Below are 16,853 nucleotides of genomic sequence, written 5' to 3'. Positions count from 1 at the left end.
CCCGCCGCTGGGTGCCGCGGCGGGCGCCGCCTCCACGGCGGCGGCAGCCAAACCCGCCGCCCCGGCAGCCCCGGCCGCTCCGGAGGCCAAGTCTGTGACGGCGGTCGAATCTGCCAAAGATGACACGGCGGCCAAGGGCGATATCGACCAGTTGCTGATGGCGGAGCTGTCGAAGGAAAAGATCGACACGCCCCCCGCTGCGGTCGCCCACGACGCGCCTTTGGAGCCGGCCGAGCCTGCCGCCAAGCCGGAGCCTTCGACGAAGCCCGCGCAGGACAGGCCGGCGATGATGAGCCTGGAAGAAGAGATGGACGCGCTCCTGCGCGACTTCACGCTGGACCCGCCCGAAAAGCGCTGAGGGGCTCGCGCAACTCCAGCGCGATACCACCAGCTAGACGACAAAGGGGCCGGCAATGCCGGCCCCTTTGTCGTTTCAGGTTCGGGAGATGCAGACCCGGCTATTCGTCCCGGTACACTTTCTCGCGCCGTTCATGGCGCTCCTGTGCCTCCAGCGACAGCGTCGCGATGGGACGCGCATCCAGCCTCTTCAGGCTGATGGGCTCGCCCGTCTCTTCGCAATAGCCGTATGTGCCGTCTTCGATCCGCTGCAGAGCCGCATCGATCTTGGCGATCAGCTTTCTCTGGCGGTCGCGCGCGCGCAATTCGATAGCCCTGTCCGTTTCCGAGGAGGCCCTGTCGGCCGCATCGGCAAGGTTTGGATTTTCGGTTGCCAGCGCTTCGAGCGTTTCACGGGATTCGCGGAGGATCTCGCTCTTCCAGGCGAGTAGCTTCTTCCGGAAATAATCCCGCTGACGGTCGTTCATGAAAGGCTCCTCCTCCCGAAGATCGCCTCCGATGTGCAGAGTTTCGCTCATCTCGCTTCCTCTCTAACCGTCGAGGCGCTGCTTATAACTTTGGAAACTTGTAGCTACAAGGTGCAAATAGGTTGCATGTCCAAGTCAAGTAGCTGCCATAAATACAGGCAAATGCTGGCCTTTTTGTAATCTGGGAGGCGCAGGGGGCGATGGTGGCGTCAGGCGGATTGCCGCGCCCCCGAAAAATGGCATGATGGCGTCATGTCGACCGATCCATTCTCACGCCTTTATTGTCTCAGACACTTTCATGCGGCAAGGCCGCTTCCCGGCCAGCGCGATTTCGACAGGCCGCTGGATGCCCGTGGACAGGCACAGGCCCAGGAGATCGCCTCAAAAATAATCAGTGGCGCGATCCGATTTTCCACAGTTTTCGTGTCGCCATCGGTGCGCACGATGGAGACCGCGGCCCGGATCGGCATTGCGGCGGACGATCCGCGAATCGTCATCTCTCCCAATTTGTACGAGGCCCCGGCCGAGGCCTATTTCGATCTTCTGCGCGGCGGCGTGCCCGACGGCAGCCTGATCGTCGGCCACAATCCCGGCATGGAGGAGTTCATCTTCGCGCTATGCCCGAATGCCGGCAGACATGCGGAGTTGCAGGCGCGCGGTTTGGCTACCGGCGGTTTTGCCGGCATCGATGTCCCTGAGGGACAGGATACGTTTGCGGCAGGTTCGGGCCAGCTCACCTCGCTGTTCATGCCGCCGCGTCCGTGACAGGGCGCCAGGAATACCTATCTTGTGCCCGAGATGAATTTTCACCGCCATTCGAGGTCCGATGCCCAACCTGATGGATGAGGCGCTTTACGCCATCGACAATCTGACGGACCGGGCAACCGAACTGTTCCACCCCACGCTGCGGCTGGGAGTTGCCGGGCTGTCCCGTGCCGGCAAGACGGTCTTCATCACCGCGCTGGTCCACAATCTGCTGCATGCCGGCCGCCTGCCGGTGTTTTCGGCGCAGGCGGAAGGGCGCATCGGCCGCACCTACCTGGAGGAGCAGCCCGACGATGCCGTTCCGCGGTTCCAGTACGAGGATCATGTGCGCACGATGGTGGAAGAGCGGCTTTGGCCGCAATCCACCCGGGCCATTTCCGAATTGCGTCTGACGATCGAGTATCAATCGGCATCGGGCTGGTCGCGTCTTTTCTCGGCCGGCAAGCTCTCGCTCGACATTGTCGACTACCCCGGCGAATGGCTTCTCGACCTGCCTTTGCTCGACAAGGATTTCGCCAGCTTCTCGGCCGAATCCCTGGCGCGTGCGCGCCTGCCCTCGCGGGCCGAGATGGCAGCACCCTTCCTTGCGCTGGTCGATGCGCTCGATCCGATGGCGCCGGCGCAGGAGATGGAAAGCCAGCGGCTGAGCATGGCCTTCACCGAGTATCTGCGCCGCTGCCGCGAAGACGGCACCGCCCTGTCGACACTGCCGCCCGGCCGCTTCCTCATGCCGGGTGATCTGGAAGGGTCGCCGGCGTTGACCTTCGCGCCGCTGGTGCTGCCGGCCGACGGCGCGCCCGCGCCCAAAAACAGCTTTGCCGCCGTCCACGCGCGCCGGTACGAAGCCTATAAGAGCGTCGTGGTGAAGCCCTTCTTCCGCGATCATTTTGCAAGGCTGGACCGGCAGATCATTTTGATCGACGCGCTGCAGGCCATCAACGCCGGCCCGGAAGCGGTACAGGATCTCGAAACGGCGCTGGCGGACATCCTCTCCTGCTTCCGCCCCGGGCGGGCAAGCTGGCTGGGCGGGTTGCTGACCCGGCGGATCGACAGGCTTCTGGTTGCCGCCACCAAGGCCGATCATCTGCACCGCGAAAGTCACAAGCGGCTGGAGGCCATCGTGCGCCGTATCGTGGCCTCGGCCGTGGAGCGCGCGAGGTTTTCGGGTGCGGAGTCGGAGGTCGTTGCCATGGCGGCGGTGCGCGCCACACGCGAAGCGACCGTCGAGGATGGCGGCGAGCGCCTGCCGGTCATCGTGGGAACGCCTCTTGCGGGCGAAAGGATCGGCGGGGAAATCTTCGACGGCCACACGGAAACGGCGATCTTTCCGGGCGATCTCCCGCGTGATCCCAACCGTCTGTTCGATCAGGGCGGGAGGGCGGACCCGTTGAACTTCGTGCGCTTTCGCCCACCCCGTCTGGAACGTGACGACAGGGGCCTGACCTTGTCGCTGCCGCATATCAGGCTGGACCGCGCAATGCAGTTCCTGATCGGAGATCGCCTCGCATGAGCGATGATCGCCCCCGCAGCCCGCGCAGTTTCGCGCACCCGGCAGCTCCACAACCCGTCTTGGAGCCGGCCGGGCGCAGCCCGCGCGGTTTCCGCGACCTGGCTTCTGTCACCATCGAGCCCGACGAGGCGTTGGAGCAGGAAGCTTTGGACGCGCTCGACGCAGCGCCGGCCGTGATGCGGCCACGCCGCCGTCGCCTGACCTTCGGCAAGGTGTTCATGGCGGGGCTTGGGATGGTCGTATCGCTGGCCACCGGGCTGGCGCTCGACAGCCTGATCCGCGACTTCTTCGCAAGGGCGGAATGGCTTGGATACGTTGCGGCCGGAGCCTCCGCCCTCTTGGTGCTCGGCGCGGTGGGCGTCGCCATTCGGGAGCTTCATGCCATATCGCGGTTGCGCCTAGTGGAGCGCGAGCGGCGCGATGCGCAACAGGCATTCGACGACAATGACGAAGCGGCAGCGATCAGGGTAACCGAGCGGCTGACCTCCATGCTGGGCGCCCATGCCGATACCTATGCCGGGCGGCAACGGCTGGCCGAGTGGAAAGACGAGATCATCGACGGCCGCGACAGGATCGCACTGGCCGAGCGCGAATTGCTGGCGCCGCTGGATGCGCGCGCCCGCGCCCTGCTTCTGGCTTCCGCCAAGCGTGTGTCGGTGGTTACCGCCGTCAGCCCGCGGGCCATCGTTGACCTTGCCTTCGTATTCTTCGAAACGGTCCGCCTGATCCGGCGCATGTCCGAGCTTTATGGCGCACGGCCCGGCACGCTGGGCCTGATCCGGCTGACGCGCGACGTGCTTGCGCATCTGGCCGTCACCGGCACGATCGCGCTCGGTGACGGACTGGTGCAGCAGGTTCTGGGCCAGGGCCTTGCCCAGAGGCTGTCGGCCAAGCTGGGTGAAGGCGTGGTCAATGGCCTTCTGACGGCACGGGTGGGCCTGTCGGCCATGGATATCTGCCGCCCGATGCCCTTCATGAGCGTGGAGCGGCCGGGCGTCGGCGCAATACTGCGCGCGCTTGCCGCATCAACGGACACCGCGCCGGAAAGGAAGGGTTAACCCTTACCGGAGATTATCGCGTCAGATAACTTGCATCGAGGGTTCACCATGTTCCGCACCGCCATCGCCGGGGTTTCGCTAGCCGTTGCATTGACGGCGGGCATGGGCGGCGCCTTCGCCGGCTCTTCCAAGGGTTTCATGGAAACGATCGGAGGGCGGTGGGTTGGCCCGGGCGAGATCGTCGCCGGCAAGTACAAGGGCACGCGGTTCACTTGCGATCTTGCGGGCGGCACCGAAAAGGCGCCTTCCGCCATGCAGCTCGATGGTAGCTGCCGCGTCGGCCTGTTCTCGCAGAAGATGTCGGCCCGCGTCACGCATGACGGGCGCACCTACAAGGGCGCGTTCCTGGACGGCGCCAAGGGTGCCGGCCTCGATATCGTGTCCGGTGTCATCGAGGGCGACCGGATGGTGTTCGGCCTCGACCGCAAGCAGCTAAACGGAGCGATGGTGGCCCGGCTGGACGATGGCGACGCGCTGAACGTCACGATCTCCGTCAAGGTGGACGGCGAACTCGTCCCCGTGATCGGCATGGTCCTGAAACGCGACGGCGCCGTGCGCCAGACCGCCCTGCAGGATTAAGCGGGCCAGAGGGGCGATTTCAGGATCGTCGCCTACCAACGCAAGAAACCAAAACGCGACAACGACTTTCCCTTCGATATTGATGAATGTATATATCATTCATATGATTCGAGTGGAGAGGGTCGTTTTGCGTTCGTTTTTATGCTCGGTGTTCCTCTTGCAGGCCCTTGTGACGGCTGCGACCGCGAATAATGAGGAAGATGCGGCGAAGATTCCTGACGAGAGCGAATTTGCGTTGATCCAATCGTGTCTCGACCAAACAACAGACAAGCGGCTTCCGAAGACAGCTCACTGTATCGGCATCGTCACCGATCGTTGTTATAAAATGGATCTGCCTATCCTCCCTATTCAATGCAGTGACCGAGAATTGACCGCTTGGGAGCATTTGATGAACGAGTATTTCGGCTCCCTCATATCGTACAATAAAGAACGTCCTGATCTGGTTGTCTCACTTCTGGATGCCCACAAATCTTGGACGGAGATTAAATCAAAAGACTGTGATTACTATGCCGGACGATGGCTTGACGGCAGTATCGCACAAAGAGATGCGAGTTTTATTTGCAGCCGAGATGCTTATGCAATTCGCGCTCTAACGTACTATTATCTTTCATATTCTCTAAATGATATCACTGGGAACTGAATAAATGGCCGCGGTAAGCGATAATATAGCGTGGCGCCGCTACAAGCGGTGCCACCACTCGCCATCGTCGCTGACGGGCTCGATACCCGAGACATCCAGTTGCGCCAGCCAATGGCGAACGGTCCGGCCTTCGATCATCAGGTCCGGCGCAAGTTCCGCCAGCGGCATCAGTACGAAGGCGCGCTCGCGGATGCGTGGATGCGGCAACGTCAATGTGGGTGTCTCGATGCTGGACTGCCCATAGGCAAGCACATCGATATCGATGGTGCGCGGCCCCCATCGCTCCACCCGCACACGCTTCAACCGCGCCTCTAGTTGAAGCGCCAGGTCGAGCAAAGATTGTGGTTCAAGACTGACATCCAAGTCTGCGCAGGCGTTGAGAAATTCCGGCTGATCCAGCCTCCCCCATGGGGGCGTGCGGTAAAGGCGCGATGCCCTTGTAACGCTGACCCCCTGTGTCCGGTCGAGCAGGCGAAGGGCCTCTGCCATCGACGCCGCAGGGTCACCCATATTGCCGCCAAGGCCGATCTGAGCCCGGGTCATGCGGCCGCCGCCCCGGCAGCCAGGACAGCATCCACGACGCGCAGCGCATCGCGGTTCGCCTGCACCGCGTGCACACGGAAAATGCGCGCGCCCCGCTCGCGGAGGATAACGCTGGTGGCCGCCGTGGCGATGTCGGCCTCCGGGTCTTCGCGGCCGATCGCGCCCCGTACGAACCGCTTGCGGGACGTGCCCACCAGCAAGGGAAGGCCCAGCGCCGCAAGTTCGCTCAAGCGCGCCATCAGCGCCATGTTTTCGTCGCGCTCCTTGGCGAAGCCAAACCCCGGGTCCCACACCAGGTGGCTACGCTCCACCCCCGCCGCCGTGACGATCTCGATGGAGCGATTGTAGAAAAAGAACTGATCCTCGATCACGTCGGGCAGCTTTTCGCGCTCGCGTCCCGTATGCATGAGGCACATGCCGGCCCCTGTCCGGGCCGCGACATGGGCGATATCCGGCTGCTTCTGGGCGCCGAACACGTCGTTGATGATGTGCGCGCCGGCGGCAACCGCCCGCTCTGCCGTTTGCGCGCGGTAGGTATCGACAGAGACGAGGCAGTCGCTGGCGCGCACCAACGCCTCGATCACGGGCAGGATACGCGCCTGCTCTTGCTCCGGCGTCACGGGCGTTGCGCCCGGCCGGGTGGATTCCCCACCGATGTCGATAATGTCCGCGCCCTGCTCCACCATCTGCAGTGCCGCATCGACCGCCGGTTCGACATCTCCGCCAAAACGTCCGCCATCCGAAAAACTGTCCGGCGTAACGTTGAGAATACCCATGATGCGGGCAGGCCCCGAAAGGTCGAGCGAGCGCCCGTGCGCAACATGCCAGACAGGTTTTTCCAGAGGCAGAACCGTCATTTTTCGTCACCCCCCATTAACGATCCCGGTAATCTGATCGCCCATTTGGACCCCGGCGCTTCGTAACCAGGGTTCGATGCGCTAACTTTTGCGCGTGATGCAGCAAGCCACGTCAGGAGTCGATACGTGAAGACAGCATTCGGACTCCTGATAGCGGCGCCGCTTGCCCTCGGCGCCCTGCCCGCCACCGCCGCCGACATTCGTGTGCATACCACGTATTTCACAATCACCGGCAGCACGCTCGAGCAGTTGGATGCCGCGCTGGCGCGCCACGGTCCGCTGTCCGGCGGCGGCGATGCCGGCCACCCCGGCGCAACCTCCGTTACGTTCGATGGCCACGTCACCTACGTGCCGACGGACACGGGCTGCCGGCTGGGCGATGCCCGTTTCATGCTGGATGCCGAGGTGATCCTTCCGCGCTGGAAGAAGCCGCGAAAGCCGGATCCGGAGACGGTGATGATCTGGGAGACGCTGGAACGCGACGTGAAACGCCATGAAGAGCGGCACGCCGAGATTGCCGTCACCTATGTCAAGCGCATGGAGATGGCCGTGCGCAACCTCGGCACCCGCCGCACTTGCAAGCAGCTCGAAGATGCGGTTGCGGCGACGACGCAGCGTTATCTTGCCAAGCATGAAAGCGAACAGCGGGCCTTTGACCGGCAGGAAGCGCGCGAAATGGATTTCAGGTTGAAACGGCAGTTGCGCGACCGCCTGCGCGCCGGATCGGACTGAACGCCCGGCGCCTCAACCCTGGCGGGTTGGAACGTGCAGAACCAGACCCGCGAGCTCCGGCGCGATCCGGATCTGGCACGACAACCGGGAATTGGGCCGGACGTCGTAGGCAAAATCCAGCATGTCCTCTTCCATAACTTCGGGGCCTGGAAGCGAACCGACGAAAGCCGCGTCGACATAGACATGGCACGTCGCACAGGCGCATGCGCCGCCGCAATCGGCATCGATGCCGGGAATGTCGTGGCGAATGGCCGCCTGCATGGCGCTGGCGCCGTCGGCAGCCTCGACGGGATAGCGCGTACCGTCAGGGGAAACGAAGGTGATCTCGGTCATGGCATGGGTTTGGACCGGCGCTTGCGCCGGTGTCAACGGCCCTTTGCGCGGTGGATCAATCCAGCGATTTCAGAAAGTGTGCCGTCGTTGCAAGTTCGTCCATGAATATGGCGTAGGCTGCGGCGTACCTGTCGTCGCCGGCGAGGCAAAGTTCGGCCGCGCTTTCGGCAACGGCGAAGGCGCCGACATGGCGCCCGGCGCCCCGGATCGCGCAGGCCATCTGACGCACCTCGTCGCGCGTGGCATGCGGCGCACGCTGGATGATCAACGCAACCTGAGAGCGCAGAAGCGCAAGCACGTCACGCTCGATCTGCCTGTCGCCGCCTGTCTTCTGCGACAGGAAGACAAGATCGACCGGACGCGTCCGCGATGGACGCGGCTCCGTCGGCAAGACCGGCACGGTTGGGGAACGTTTCAGGGCAGTGGCACTACGCGTCATGGTTCTACTTCCTCGACGGCGACCCGATGAGGCAGCATGCGCCACCCCCTTGTAATTTTTGGTAAATCGCCTTTGACTTCATCCTGCCGTGTCAAAACGGACCGATTTGCGGCCGGATCCCCCCTGGGGGTGCTGACTTGGCGGAATGGTAAACAAGGCGGTAACGGCTAACGCATTGACGCATAAGGCGAGAGGGCCCGGATCGGTGGCTTTTGGCGAGCGGCGTTAACCTTATGTTCAGACTTTGGGCAGCCCGGCCGCTTTTGCGGTTCCCAACGATGGGGGCGCTCTCTACCATAGACTCGCGGTATTGCCCTTTTTTCGCGCGCTTCGTGATGAAAGGGACCGTTTCGTACATCGAGCCGGGAGGCCGATGGGCGGATGTGAATTCACAAAGCAAGGCGGCGCAGTATGTCGAAGATCAAAACGGTCGAGCTTTCCGACGAAGCGATGATCGAGCTGGAACTCGAGCAAGCGTTCCGTGATGCCGATTTCTCCGACGAAGCCCCCGCTCCGCGTGGATCAGTCGGCAGTGCTGCCGCTGCCGCCGATGCGGACGATGGCGATTTCGACTTCGTCTTCGATGAATTCGACCGCAACATAAAGGAGGCCGCCTCGGCCTTCTCCGAACACCAGCCGGAGGCGCAGGCCGAGGCCTCCTCCGTCGCCGCCGACGAAGCGCCCGGCGTGTTCGACGAGGAACTGGCCGAATTCGACTGGGAGTCCGACATAGAGCCGGTTGCCGCCAGCCGGCCGGACGCACCGGACACCATCACCGATCAGGACGGGCTCTTGGATGTCGGCGCACCCGCCTATGTCGCCGGAACGGCCGCTGCGGCCGGCGCCGCCGCCGGAGCCGCGCGCCACCGCCCGGAGCCCTCGCGTCCGCGTGTGGAAACCCCGCCATACCAGCAGAATGCGGCCAATGACGAGCGGCGCTCCGCGCCCGTCATGGCCGATGGAATGATCAATCGCCGCTCCTCCAGCCGCCCGGTTCTGCTGGGTGGCCTCGGCGGCATCGCCTGGCTTGGCCTTGCCAGCGTTTCGGCCTTCGGGCTGTTCGGCGGCCAGGGCCTGACCGGCCAGAACGCCTTGAACGCCTCGGCTGCATTCATTGCCGGCGGGGTACTGCCGGCCTTCATGATCTTCGGCTTCGGCGTCATGGTCCGTCGCATGCAGGATCTGCGACTGATGAGCCGCTCCCTTGCGGAAGTGGCCCTGCGCCTTGGCGATACGGCCCAGCAGCGGCAGGCCGATTTTGCCACGCCTGCCACCGTGCTGCCGGCCGATCAGATCGCCGCGCTGGAGCGGCGCATTGCCGACGAGGTCGCCGCGCTGGAACGCACCTTCGCCGACAATGAGGTGCGCGTTCGCGGGCTGGTCGGGGAGTTGAGCTCTGAACGCGATGCCATGCTGAACCATGCCGAACAGGTGCGCGCGCTGCTGATCGGCTCGCATCAGCGCCTGTCCAACGACGTCGAAGGCGCGTCCGAGCACGCCGCTGAGCGCATCGAGGCCGCCGCGCAAAGCTTCACCGCCCTTCTGGACGATCGCACCAACGAGATTTCCCGCCGCTATGAAGACCAGGGTCGCCAGCTTGCCGACTTCTTCACAGAGCAGAGCCAGTCCACGCAATCGGCGCTGAATGCGACGGGCGAGGAACTGGCGCGGCGGATCGCCTCCACCGCCGATGAGGCCGGCTCGCGCCTGCAGCAGGCCACCGAAGCCGTGAACCGCCTGATCGAGGAACGGTCGGGCGAGCTGGAGCGGCGTGCTGAAGAGCTGACGCGCGGCGCCACCGAGCTGAGCGACAGGGTCCACAACGCGATCACCAGTGCCAACGAGCGGATCGGAGAGGCGCTGCGTGTCGGGTCCGAAAGCTGGACGGTGGACAACACCCTCTTCCTGTCCTCGCTGGAAGCGCTGCTTGCAGAGAAAGCAGATCAGATCAGCGCCGAGGAAGCAGGCTTCACTGCCCGCATTACCAGCTCCATGGAAGAGCGCCTCGGCGTCCTCAACCATGAGGTCGATCGCTTCCTGGCCATGGTCGACGACCGTTTCGACGAAAAGATGCTCCGCACCTCTCTCCTGCTGGAGGGCAAGGGCGAGGACATCCTCGAGCGGTTCGAGCAGCGCCTCGTCCATCTGGAAGCCGTACTCGACCGACAGGGCCAACCCCTTGTGGAGTCTCTCGGCCAGCATGTCGGCGCGATCGAAAGCTCCATCGAGCGGATGGACGCTTCGCTTGCCGGCGGCGCGGAGCGCATCGGCCGCTCCGTCACCGAGGAAAGCGAAAAGCTGGGCCGCGCCTTTGCCGATGGCCAGGCCAGCTTCGCGGCGCGCGCTTCGGACGCCTTGTCGCGCGCCGAGGCCGTGTTCGAGAAGCGGTCGGGCGAAATCCAGGCTCTGTTCGACGAGCGCACCGGCCAGTTCGATATGCTGGCGGTGGAGCGCATCAGCGACATCGAAACCTCCCTGGCCTTCGCACAGCAGACGCTGTCCTCCGCCATGGAAGAGCGCAGCGCAGCGGTGACGACATCCATCGAAACCGGCACCGAAAAACTGTCCGAGCTGCTGGCCAGCCTGGACGCGCGGATGCTGGACGATTTCGACGACCGGTCGCGCCAGCTTGCCGGCCGGATCGGCGAGCGGGTGGAGCTTATCACAGCCACGCTTTCGGAACGCGTCTCGGGCCTCGACACCTCGCTTGCCACCGCGCGCGAGACGATGGTCTCGACGCTCGACCAGCACAGCAACGCATTGACCGGCGCCATCGACCGCAATGTCGACCGCCTGGCCATGCTGCTGGAAGATGTCGACGGTCGCCTGATGCGCGGCTTCGAGGGCAAGACGGAAGTGCTTGCCGACAAGATCGGGGAGCGCTCGCGCGAGATCATCAACCTGGTCGAGGAAAACCGCGAACTTCTGGAAAGCGGGCTGGAGCAGCGCATCGGCCTCATCGCCTCGCTGCTGGACGAGCGCCGCAACGCCATCACCCTCTTCATCGAGGAAGGCGCCAAATCCCTCGCCGCCTCGCTCGACGGCGAAGCGACGCGCCTCTACGAGAACATGGATACCCGTGCCCGCGCCATCTCGGACGAGATCGCACGCAGCATGTCCGGTGGCGAGGAAGCACTGGAAACGGCCGGGCGCCGCATCATCGAAACCCTCGAGAAGCAGAGCCACGCCATCGACATCGACGCCATCCGCCGGCTCGAGGCGGCTTTGGTGCGCTCCGAGGATGACAGGCAGGCCCTGTCCGACAAGTTGGCAGAACATGCGGTCCGCCTGGAAGCCGGCTTCGACGGCATGTTCGACGGTGTCGTTGCGGAACTCGGCGCCAAGGTGGAGCTCCTGCGCGATACGGTGGAAGCCTCCCGCCAAAGCCTGCTTGCTGATATCGACCGCTCGGCCGGCTCGCTGGCCCGCGACCTGGAGGACGGCAACCGCAATTTCGCGGCCGGCGTCGAAAGCTCGGCGGCACAGGCCGTGGGCGATATCGAGACGGCCTTGCAAACGCTCATGTCCGGGATCGAGGCCCGTACGGCGCAGCTTCGCAGCGCCGGCGGCGATCTGAAGGGCGGCTTCATGCAGGGGCTGGATGAGCGGCTCTCCGCCATCCGCAGCCTGTTCGACGGCTCCAACTCCAGCTTCTTCGCCGATCTGGACGAAAAGGCCTCGCTGTTGTCGACAGAGCTGTCGCGCAACAATGCCGATATCGCACAGACGCTCGACGAGCGTGTCGCCGAACTGCGCGCCGCCTTCTCGGAAGCGGACGAGCGGCTGGGCAAGGCGCTGGAAAACCGCCAGCGCGAGTTCGAGACGGTCCTTGCCGCCGGCACGGACAACATCAACAGCTTCTTCGAGGAGCGGACAGCCTCCATGTCGGAGACGCTGGATCGCGGCCTTGCCAATGTGGAAAAGACGCTCACCGGCCGCACGACGCAGATTGCCGAGGCCGTGCGCGACTCCATCCTGGGCGCGACCGGCCAGATGATCCGCGATGCTTCCGCCGCCCGCGGCGAGCTGGACGAGCAGGCAAGCCGCTTCACCACAAGCGTCGAACAACTCGGCGCCGCGCTGGCCGCCTCGAGCGAGGAAGCCCATTCCCGCCTGTCCGGCGAGCTGGAGCGCCTTGCTGCCGAAGTGGAAGCAGCCACCGGACGCCTGCGCACGACGGCCGAGGAAACACGCCAGAGCCTTACCGGAGACAATCAGCAGTTCGTCACGCATCTGGCCGGCGCTTCGCTTGCCATGCGCACGGAGGCCGAAAGCGCCCGCGAGAAGCTTGCCTCGATGGCCGGCGAATTCGTCCAGAGCCTCGACTCCCTGGCCGGGCAGTTCCGCGTCGAAACCGAAAGCGCTCGCGGCCAGCTCGCCGAGGAAGCCGGGGCACTGGCCGAAACCATCCGCTCCGCAGGGGCGATGCTGACGGATGTCGGAGGCGCCTCGCGCGACTCGCTTTCGCAAAATGCGCGCCAGATGGCGCAGGGCGTGGAAGAAGCCGCCCGCATGCTCAACCAGAAGGTCGAGGCGATCCGCCGCGATCTGGCCGAGCAGTCCGTCGATATGACGGGCGACATGGACAAGGTGGCCGAGCGCGTCCGCGCCATCGCCGCCGAGGCCCGCGAGACGCTGGGCGACGGCGCGTCGAAGATGCTGGACGGCATTGCCGACGCCATGGAAACCATGGATGGGCGTGCGCAAACGCTGCGCAACGACCTTGACGAGCGCACCCGGGACTTCGCCACCTTCATGGACGGTCTTGCCGCATCCATCGGCCAGGAGATCGGCAAGGTGGGCGGCACGCTGCGCGGCGAAGCCGAGGAAACCTCGCGCTTCATTTCCACAAAGCTGGTCGACGACGCGCGCCAGGCACACGAAATCCTGCTCAGCAACACGGGCGACATCTCAACCGCGCTGGCCGGTGTCTCGACCGCCATCCGGCTCGAGGCGGACCGTGCGCGCGATCAGGTCTTCGACGCCACCAGCGCCTTTGCCGAAGAACTGACCCGCAGGGTGGAGGCCAACGAGACGGCGCTTGCCGGCCGTGCGGCCGACCTTGGCGCGGCCTTCGCCGAGCGTGTCCAGGAACTGGAAGAGATGCTCGGGCGTCGCAACGCCGAAATTGCCCGCCTGCTCGACGAGGAAGCACGGCCCCTGCTCGACCGTCTTTCGGAAGATGGCAACAGCCTGGCGGCCTCCATCGGCGAAAGCGCCCGCAGCGCGGCCGAGCGCCTGCAGCAGGAAAACGCCGCCCTTCTGGCTTCCTTCACACGGCACGCCCACAAGCTGGTCGAGGAAATCTCCTCGTCCTCCTCGCAGGTTGCCGGCGAACTCGAGCGCCGCACGCAGGATGCCGCCGGCGTCGTCACCGATGCCCAGGAAAACCTGGTGCTCGAGGTTGGCCAGTTGATCCAGCGCATCGGCAATGTCAGCGGCATGCTGGGCAAGCTGGTCGGCGAGGCCACCGGCGAATTGTCGGCCGTGGAGAAGACCTTTACCGAAACCGCCGATCGCTTCACCAGCGGCACCGACAAGGCGGTGTCGGTGATCGAGAATTCCAGCAGCCGTTTCGACGACAACATCCAGAAGCTGGATGTCCTGTCGACGGAATCCGCCGGACGCGTGGAAGCCATCGCAGGCCGCCTCGCGGAGCAGAGCGACGTTCTGCAGGAAGCCGCCCGGCTTCTGGAGCAGTTGCAGACCGGCGTGGACCATTCTCTGCAGGAAAAGCGCGAAGGCCTGGAAGCCCTCGCCAAGGGCCTGTCGGAACGCTCGGGCGAGATTGCCGAGACGGTGCGCGGCCTGGAAGAGATCGTCAGCCGCCGCATAGAGGCGACGCAGCGCAACTCCGCCACCGCCGTGGACAAGGTGCGCGAGGCGCTGGCCAGTGCGCTGGACGACGCTAACCGCCGCTTCATGCAGGCCACCGAAGAGATGCGGCATACCGCATCCGGCCTCAAGGAAGAGCTGGACTCGACCCGGCAGGAACTCAAGCGCGGCGTTTTCGAACTGCCCGAGGAAGCCAAGCAGAGCACGCAGGCCATGCGCCGCGCGGTCTCCGACCAGATCCGCGCGCTCAAGGAACTGGGAGAGATCGTCTCGCAATCGGGCCGCGCGCTGGATGTACGTCCCGCCCGCGCACCGCAGCAGGCAGCACAGCCGCAGCGTGAGGCCGTGGCGGCTCCGCGTCAGCAGCCGGTTGCCGAACCGCGCGTGCAGGCCCGTGCACAGGAAGAGCAGCAGGAGCGCCGCGCCGTCGGCTCGTTCCAGGCAGAGGGCAATCTTGCACGCGACATGCGTGGCACGGTAGAGCCCGTACGCCCTGTGGAGAGTGCCTATCCTGCCCGTCCGGCCGCACCGGCCGCCGGCGCCGCGAAGGGCCGTAGCTGGGTGTCCGATCTGATCCGCCGTGCCTCCGCCGAGGAAGAGGCCGCTGCGGCAGCCCAGTCGGACGAGCTAGAATCTGCGCTGACCGCCGCCTTCGAAGCCGACCAGCCGGAACAGGCTGCGCCGGCGGCGCGCAACCCCGCCCATGTCGTCGAATCCTTGAACTCACTCTCGGTCGAGATCGTCAGGGCTATCGACCATGACGCCTCGGTCGAGCTTTGGGACAAGTATCGCCGTGGCGAGAAGAACGCCTTCACGCGCCGCCTCTACACGATGAAGGGCCAGGAAACCTTCGACGAGATCCGCCGCAAGTACCATCGCGAGCAGGAGTTCCGTCATGCGGTGGATCGCTATATCGGCGATTTCGAATCGATGATGAACGACCTGCGCAAGCGCGAGCCGGATGGCCAGCGGGTGCGTGAATACCTGACGTCGGATACGGGCAAGGTCTACACCATGCTGGCCCACGCCTCCGGCCGCTTCGGCCAGAACTGAGGCCACTGCGCATGAAAAAGGCCCCCGCCAGAGAATGGCGGGGGCCTTTTTTCGTATCGGCTACTTTTGCAGCAGTCGCCTAGCGTTTCACACCGTTCAGCTCGGCCACGATATCGGCAAGGAACGGTACGAAGTCGTCGCCGCGCCCGATGGCCTCCGCCGTGGCGTAGGAGTTTTTCACCGCGCTGGACACATGGCTTGCGACGCCGCTCTCGTTGGCCAGCGACACCAGGTAACGCGTATCCTTGTGCGCGTTGCGCAGGGTGAATTTGTGGGCCTCGCGGTCGCCCCCGACAACGTATTTCATGAAGGTCTGGTAGAAGCCGCAATCCATGCGTCCGCCACTGATGACCTCATGAAAGGTCTGCGCCGAGACACCGGATTTCGCCCCGATGGCCAGCGCCTCTGCGTAGAGTGCGGCGTAGCCCAGCGAAACGAAATTGTTGAGCAGCTTCATCGTATGGCCCGAAGCGACATCGCCCGTGCGTACGATGCGGCCGGACCAGCAATCGACGATCGGGCGGATATGCTCGAACGTCTCGTCATCCGCCCCCACCATGGAATCCAGCGTACCGGCCCAGGCCTCGACCGGCGTGCGGCTGAGCGGAGCATCGGCGAAGCGAAGGCCGGCAGCCACCGCCAAGGCGGCGATGCGGCGCGTGGACACGGGGTTGGAGGTGGACGAGTCGATGATCGTCGTGCCGGGGCGTGCATGGGCCAGAATGCCGTCATCGCCCAGGACCGTATCCTCGACCTGCGGCGAGCCCGGCAGGCACAGCACGATCACGTCGCACTGCCGCGCAAGATCGGCCACGGAGCCGGCTTCGCGCGCACCGCGCGCGACAAGATCCTCGATCGCCTCGCGCTTGCGGTTGGCCAGGCCGACGAGCGGGTAGCCGCGCTCCACAATGTTCTTGGCCATGCCATGGCCCATGTAGCCAAGGCCGATAAAGCCGATCGTCTGGTTCTTGTCGTCTGTCGTCATTCCGTTTCCTCCCTCAAAATGACGCTTTCCGTTCAGGCGACCCGCGCGAACCACCCCACGATTTCTGCCGAGATCCGCTCGAAGGCGCCGTTCAGACCCGCGATCAGCGCCGCATTGCCCTGGCCGGCAATGGGCTCGGCCACCGTGAAGACGCGGGTGGAGCGCACCGAGCCCGTCTTGTCATCGAGCGCGGTGACGGCGATGGCGATCTTGGCGACGGGCTGCCCGGTCTCGTAGGATATTTCGAAATTCCGGATATTCGTGACGACCTGGTAGTCGATGGCCAGGCCCTGGCCCGGCACGCCCACGGCGCTGAAGCGGCCGGAATTCTGGAAGGCCTGGACGAGGCGAAGCTGCACCAGGCGCGGCAGCCTGTCGCTCCACTGGCTCTGGCCGAGATACTCGACCGTCAATGGCGCCGGCATGACCACGATCCGCTCGCTGTCCAGCGTGCCTGTCGTGGTCGGCTCGGGAACGAGGATCTGCGAGCGCTGGACACGCGCCGAGCCGCCGACCCCGGCGGGCGCCGAAAGGTCGAAGGTCTGCGGCGGCGGTGAAAGCGACGCGCAGCCGGCCAACGTCGCGGCAAGCGCCGCCGGAAGCAGCGATCTGGCAAAAAGCGTCATCGTCCGTGTCTCCCCAATCGTCATCGGCGGTTCCGCCCGTCGAACTCACGCACCTGCCCCGACCCACTCCCGCC

Annotated in this window: 14 protein-coding genes and 1 pseudogene; 8 read left to right on the top strand and 7 right to left on the bottom strand. The window is 64.8% G+C overall.

Annotation, left to right across the window (positions count from 1 at the left end; genetic code table 11):
* Positions 1-358, top strand: a pseudogene (locus tag AUL31_RS20510) (hypothetical protein); the annotation flags it as partial.
* A gap of 100 nt (positions 359-458) precedes the next feature.
* Here the strand turns inward: AUL31_RS20510 and dksA are convergent.
* Positions 459-875 (bottom strand): RNA polymerase-binding protein DksA, encoded by a 417-nt coding sequence (gene dksA, locus AUL31_RS12550; RefSeq protein WP_060606958.1) that lies wholly within the window; start codon positions 873-875, stop codon positions 459-461.
* A gap of 201 nt (positions 876-1,076) precedes the next feature.
* Between dksA and AUL31_RS12545 the strand changes: the two genes are divergently transcribed.
* The 5 genes from AUL31_RS12545 (at position 1,077) to AUL31_RS20340 (ending at position 5,376) form a co-directional block, all read left to right on the top strand.
* A complete protein-coding gene (locus AUL31_RS12545; RefSeq protein WP_060606955.1) occupies positions 1,077-1,589 on the top strand; it encodes a SixA phosphatase family protein in 513 nt (170 codons plus the stop codon).
* Positions 1,590-1,650: 61 nt separating this feature from the next.
* Complete coding sequence (locus tag AUL31_RS12540; RefSeq protein ID WP_060606952.1) at positions 1,651-3,099, top strand: YcjX family GTP-binding protein; 1,449 nt, start codon at positions 1,651-1,653, stop codon at positions 3,097-3,099.
* On the top strand, positions 3,096-4,157 hold the full coding sequence (locus AUL31_RS12535) for a YcjF family protein (protein WP_060606950.1): 1,062 nt from the start codon (positions 3,096-3,098) through the stop codon (positions 4,155-4,157). Before AUL31_RS12540 ends, AUL31_RS12535 begins: the two co-directional genes overlap by 4 nt.
* 102 nt (positions 4,158-4,259) lie before the next feature.
* Entirely contained in the window at positions 4,260-4,736 is a 477-nt protein-coding gene (locus AUL31_RS12530) for a hypothetical protein (RefSeq protein WP_232415148.1), read from the top strand.
* A gap of 82 nt (positions 4,737-4,818) precedes the next feature.
* Positions 4,819-5,376, top strand: coding sequence for a lysozyme inhibitor LprI family protein (locus tag AUL31_RS20340; protein WP_143190242.1), 558 nt, complete (start codon positions 4,819-4,821; stop codon positions 5,374-5,376).
* A 39-nt stretch (positions 5,377-5,415) separates the two neighbouring features.
* On the opposite strand, the gene folK is transcribed toward AUL31_RS20340, so the two are convergent.
* Positions 5,416-5,919 (bottom strand): 2-amino-4-hydroxy-6-hydroxymethyldihydropteridine diphosphokinase, encoded by a 504-nt coding sequence (gene folK / locus AUL31_RS12525; protein WP_060606945.1) that lies wholly within the window; start codon positions 5,917-5,919, stop codon positions 5,416-5,418.
* Positions 5,916-6,776: a dihydropteroate synthase gene (gene folP / locus AUL31_RS12520; protein WP_060606943.1), complete on the bottom strand. Its 861-nt coding sequence runs from the start codon at positions 6,774-6,776 to the stop codon at positions 5,916-5,918. Before folP ends, folK begins: the two co-directional genes overlap by 4 nt.
* Before the next feature lie 126 nt (positions 6,777-6,902).
* Between folP and AUL31_RS12515 the strand changes: the two genes are divergently transcribed.
* Positions 6,903-7,508, top strand: coding sequence for a DUF922 domain-containing Zn-dependent protease (locus tag AUL31_RS12515; RefSeq protein ID WP_060606940.1), 606 nt, complete (start codon positions 6,903-6,905; stop codon positions 7,506-7,508).
* Between the two features lie 12 nt (positions 7,509-7,520).
* On the opposite strand, the gene AUL31_RS12510 is transcribed toward AUL31_RS12515, so the two are convergent.
* Both AUL31_RS12510 and AUL31_RS12505 read right to left on the bottom strand, forming a co-directional pair.
* The gene (locus AUL31_RS12510; RefSeq protein ID WP_060606937.1) at positions 7,521-7,841 is read right to left on the bottom strand and encodes a 2Fe-2S iron-sulfur cluster-binding protein; all 321 of its coding nucleotides are present in this window, start codon (positions 7,839-7,841) and stop codon (positions 7,521-7,523) included.
* 55 nt (positions 7,842-7,896) lie between these two features.
* Positions 7,897-8,280, bottom strand: coding sequence for a hypothetical protein (locus tag AUL31_RS12505; RefSeq protein WP_073469309.1), 384 nt, complete (start codon positions 8,278-8,280; stop codon positions 7,897-7,899).
* A 411-nt stretch (positions 8,281-8,691) separates the two neighbouring features.
* On the opposite strand from AUL31_RS12505, the gene AUL31_RS12500 reads away from it, so the two are divergent.
* Positions 8,692-15,168 (top strand): apolipoprotein A-IV repeat region-like domain-containing protein, encoded by a 6,477-nt coding sequence (locus AUL31_RS12500; protein ID WP_060606931.1) that lies wholly within the window; start codon positions 8,692-8,694, stop codon positions 15,166-15,168.
* Positions 15,169-15,247: 79 nt separating this feature from the next.
* Here the strand turns inward: AUL31_RS12500 and AUL31_RS12495 are convergent, their stop codons facing one another.
* Positions 15,248-16,153, bottom strand: coding sequence for an NAD(P)-dependent oxidoreductase (locus AUL31_RS12495; RefSeq protein ID WP_060606929.1), 906 nt, complete (start codon positions 16,151-16,153; stop codon positions 15,248-15,250).
* A gap of 32 nt (positions 16,154-16,185) precedes the next feature.
* Positions 16,186-16,779, bottom strand: a complete 594-nt coding sequence (locus AUL31_RS12490; RefSeq protein WP_060606961.1) for an ABC-type transport auxiliary lipoprotein family protein — start codon at positions 16,777-16,779, stop codon at positions 16,186-16,188.
* Positions 16,780-16,853 lie beyond the last annotated feature (74 nt).

Origin of the sequence: Aureimonas altamirensis, assembly GCF_001463885.1 — a bacterium.
Classification (GTDB): Bacteria; Pseudomonadota; Alphaproteobacteria; order Rhizobiales; family Rhizobiaceae; genus Aureimonas; species Aureimonas altamirensis.
Note: the sequence above shows the minus strand (reverse complement) of the source record. Positions and strands in the feature narration are given on the sequence as shown.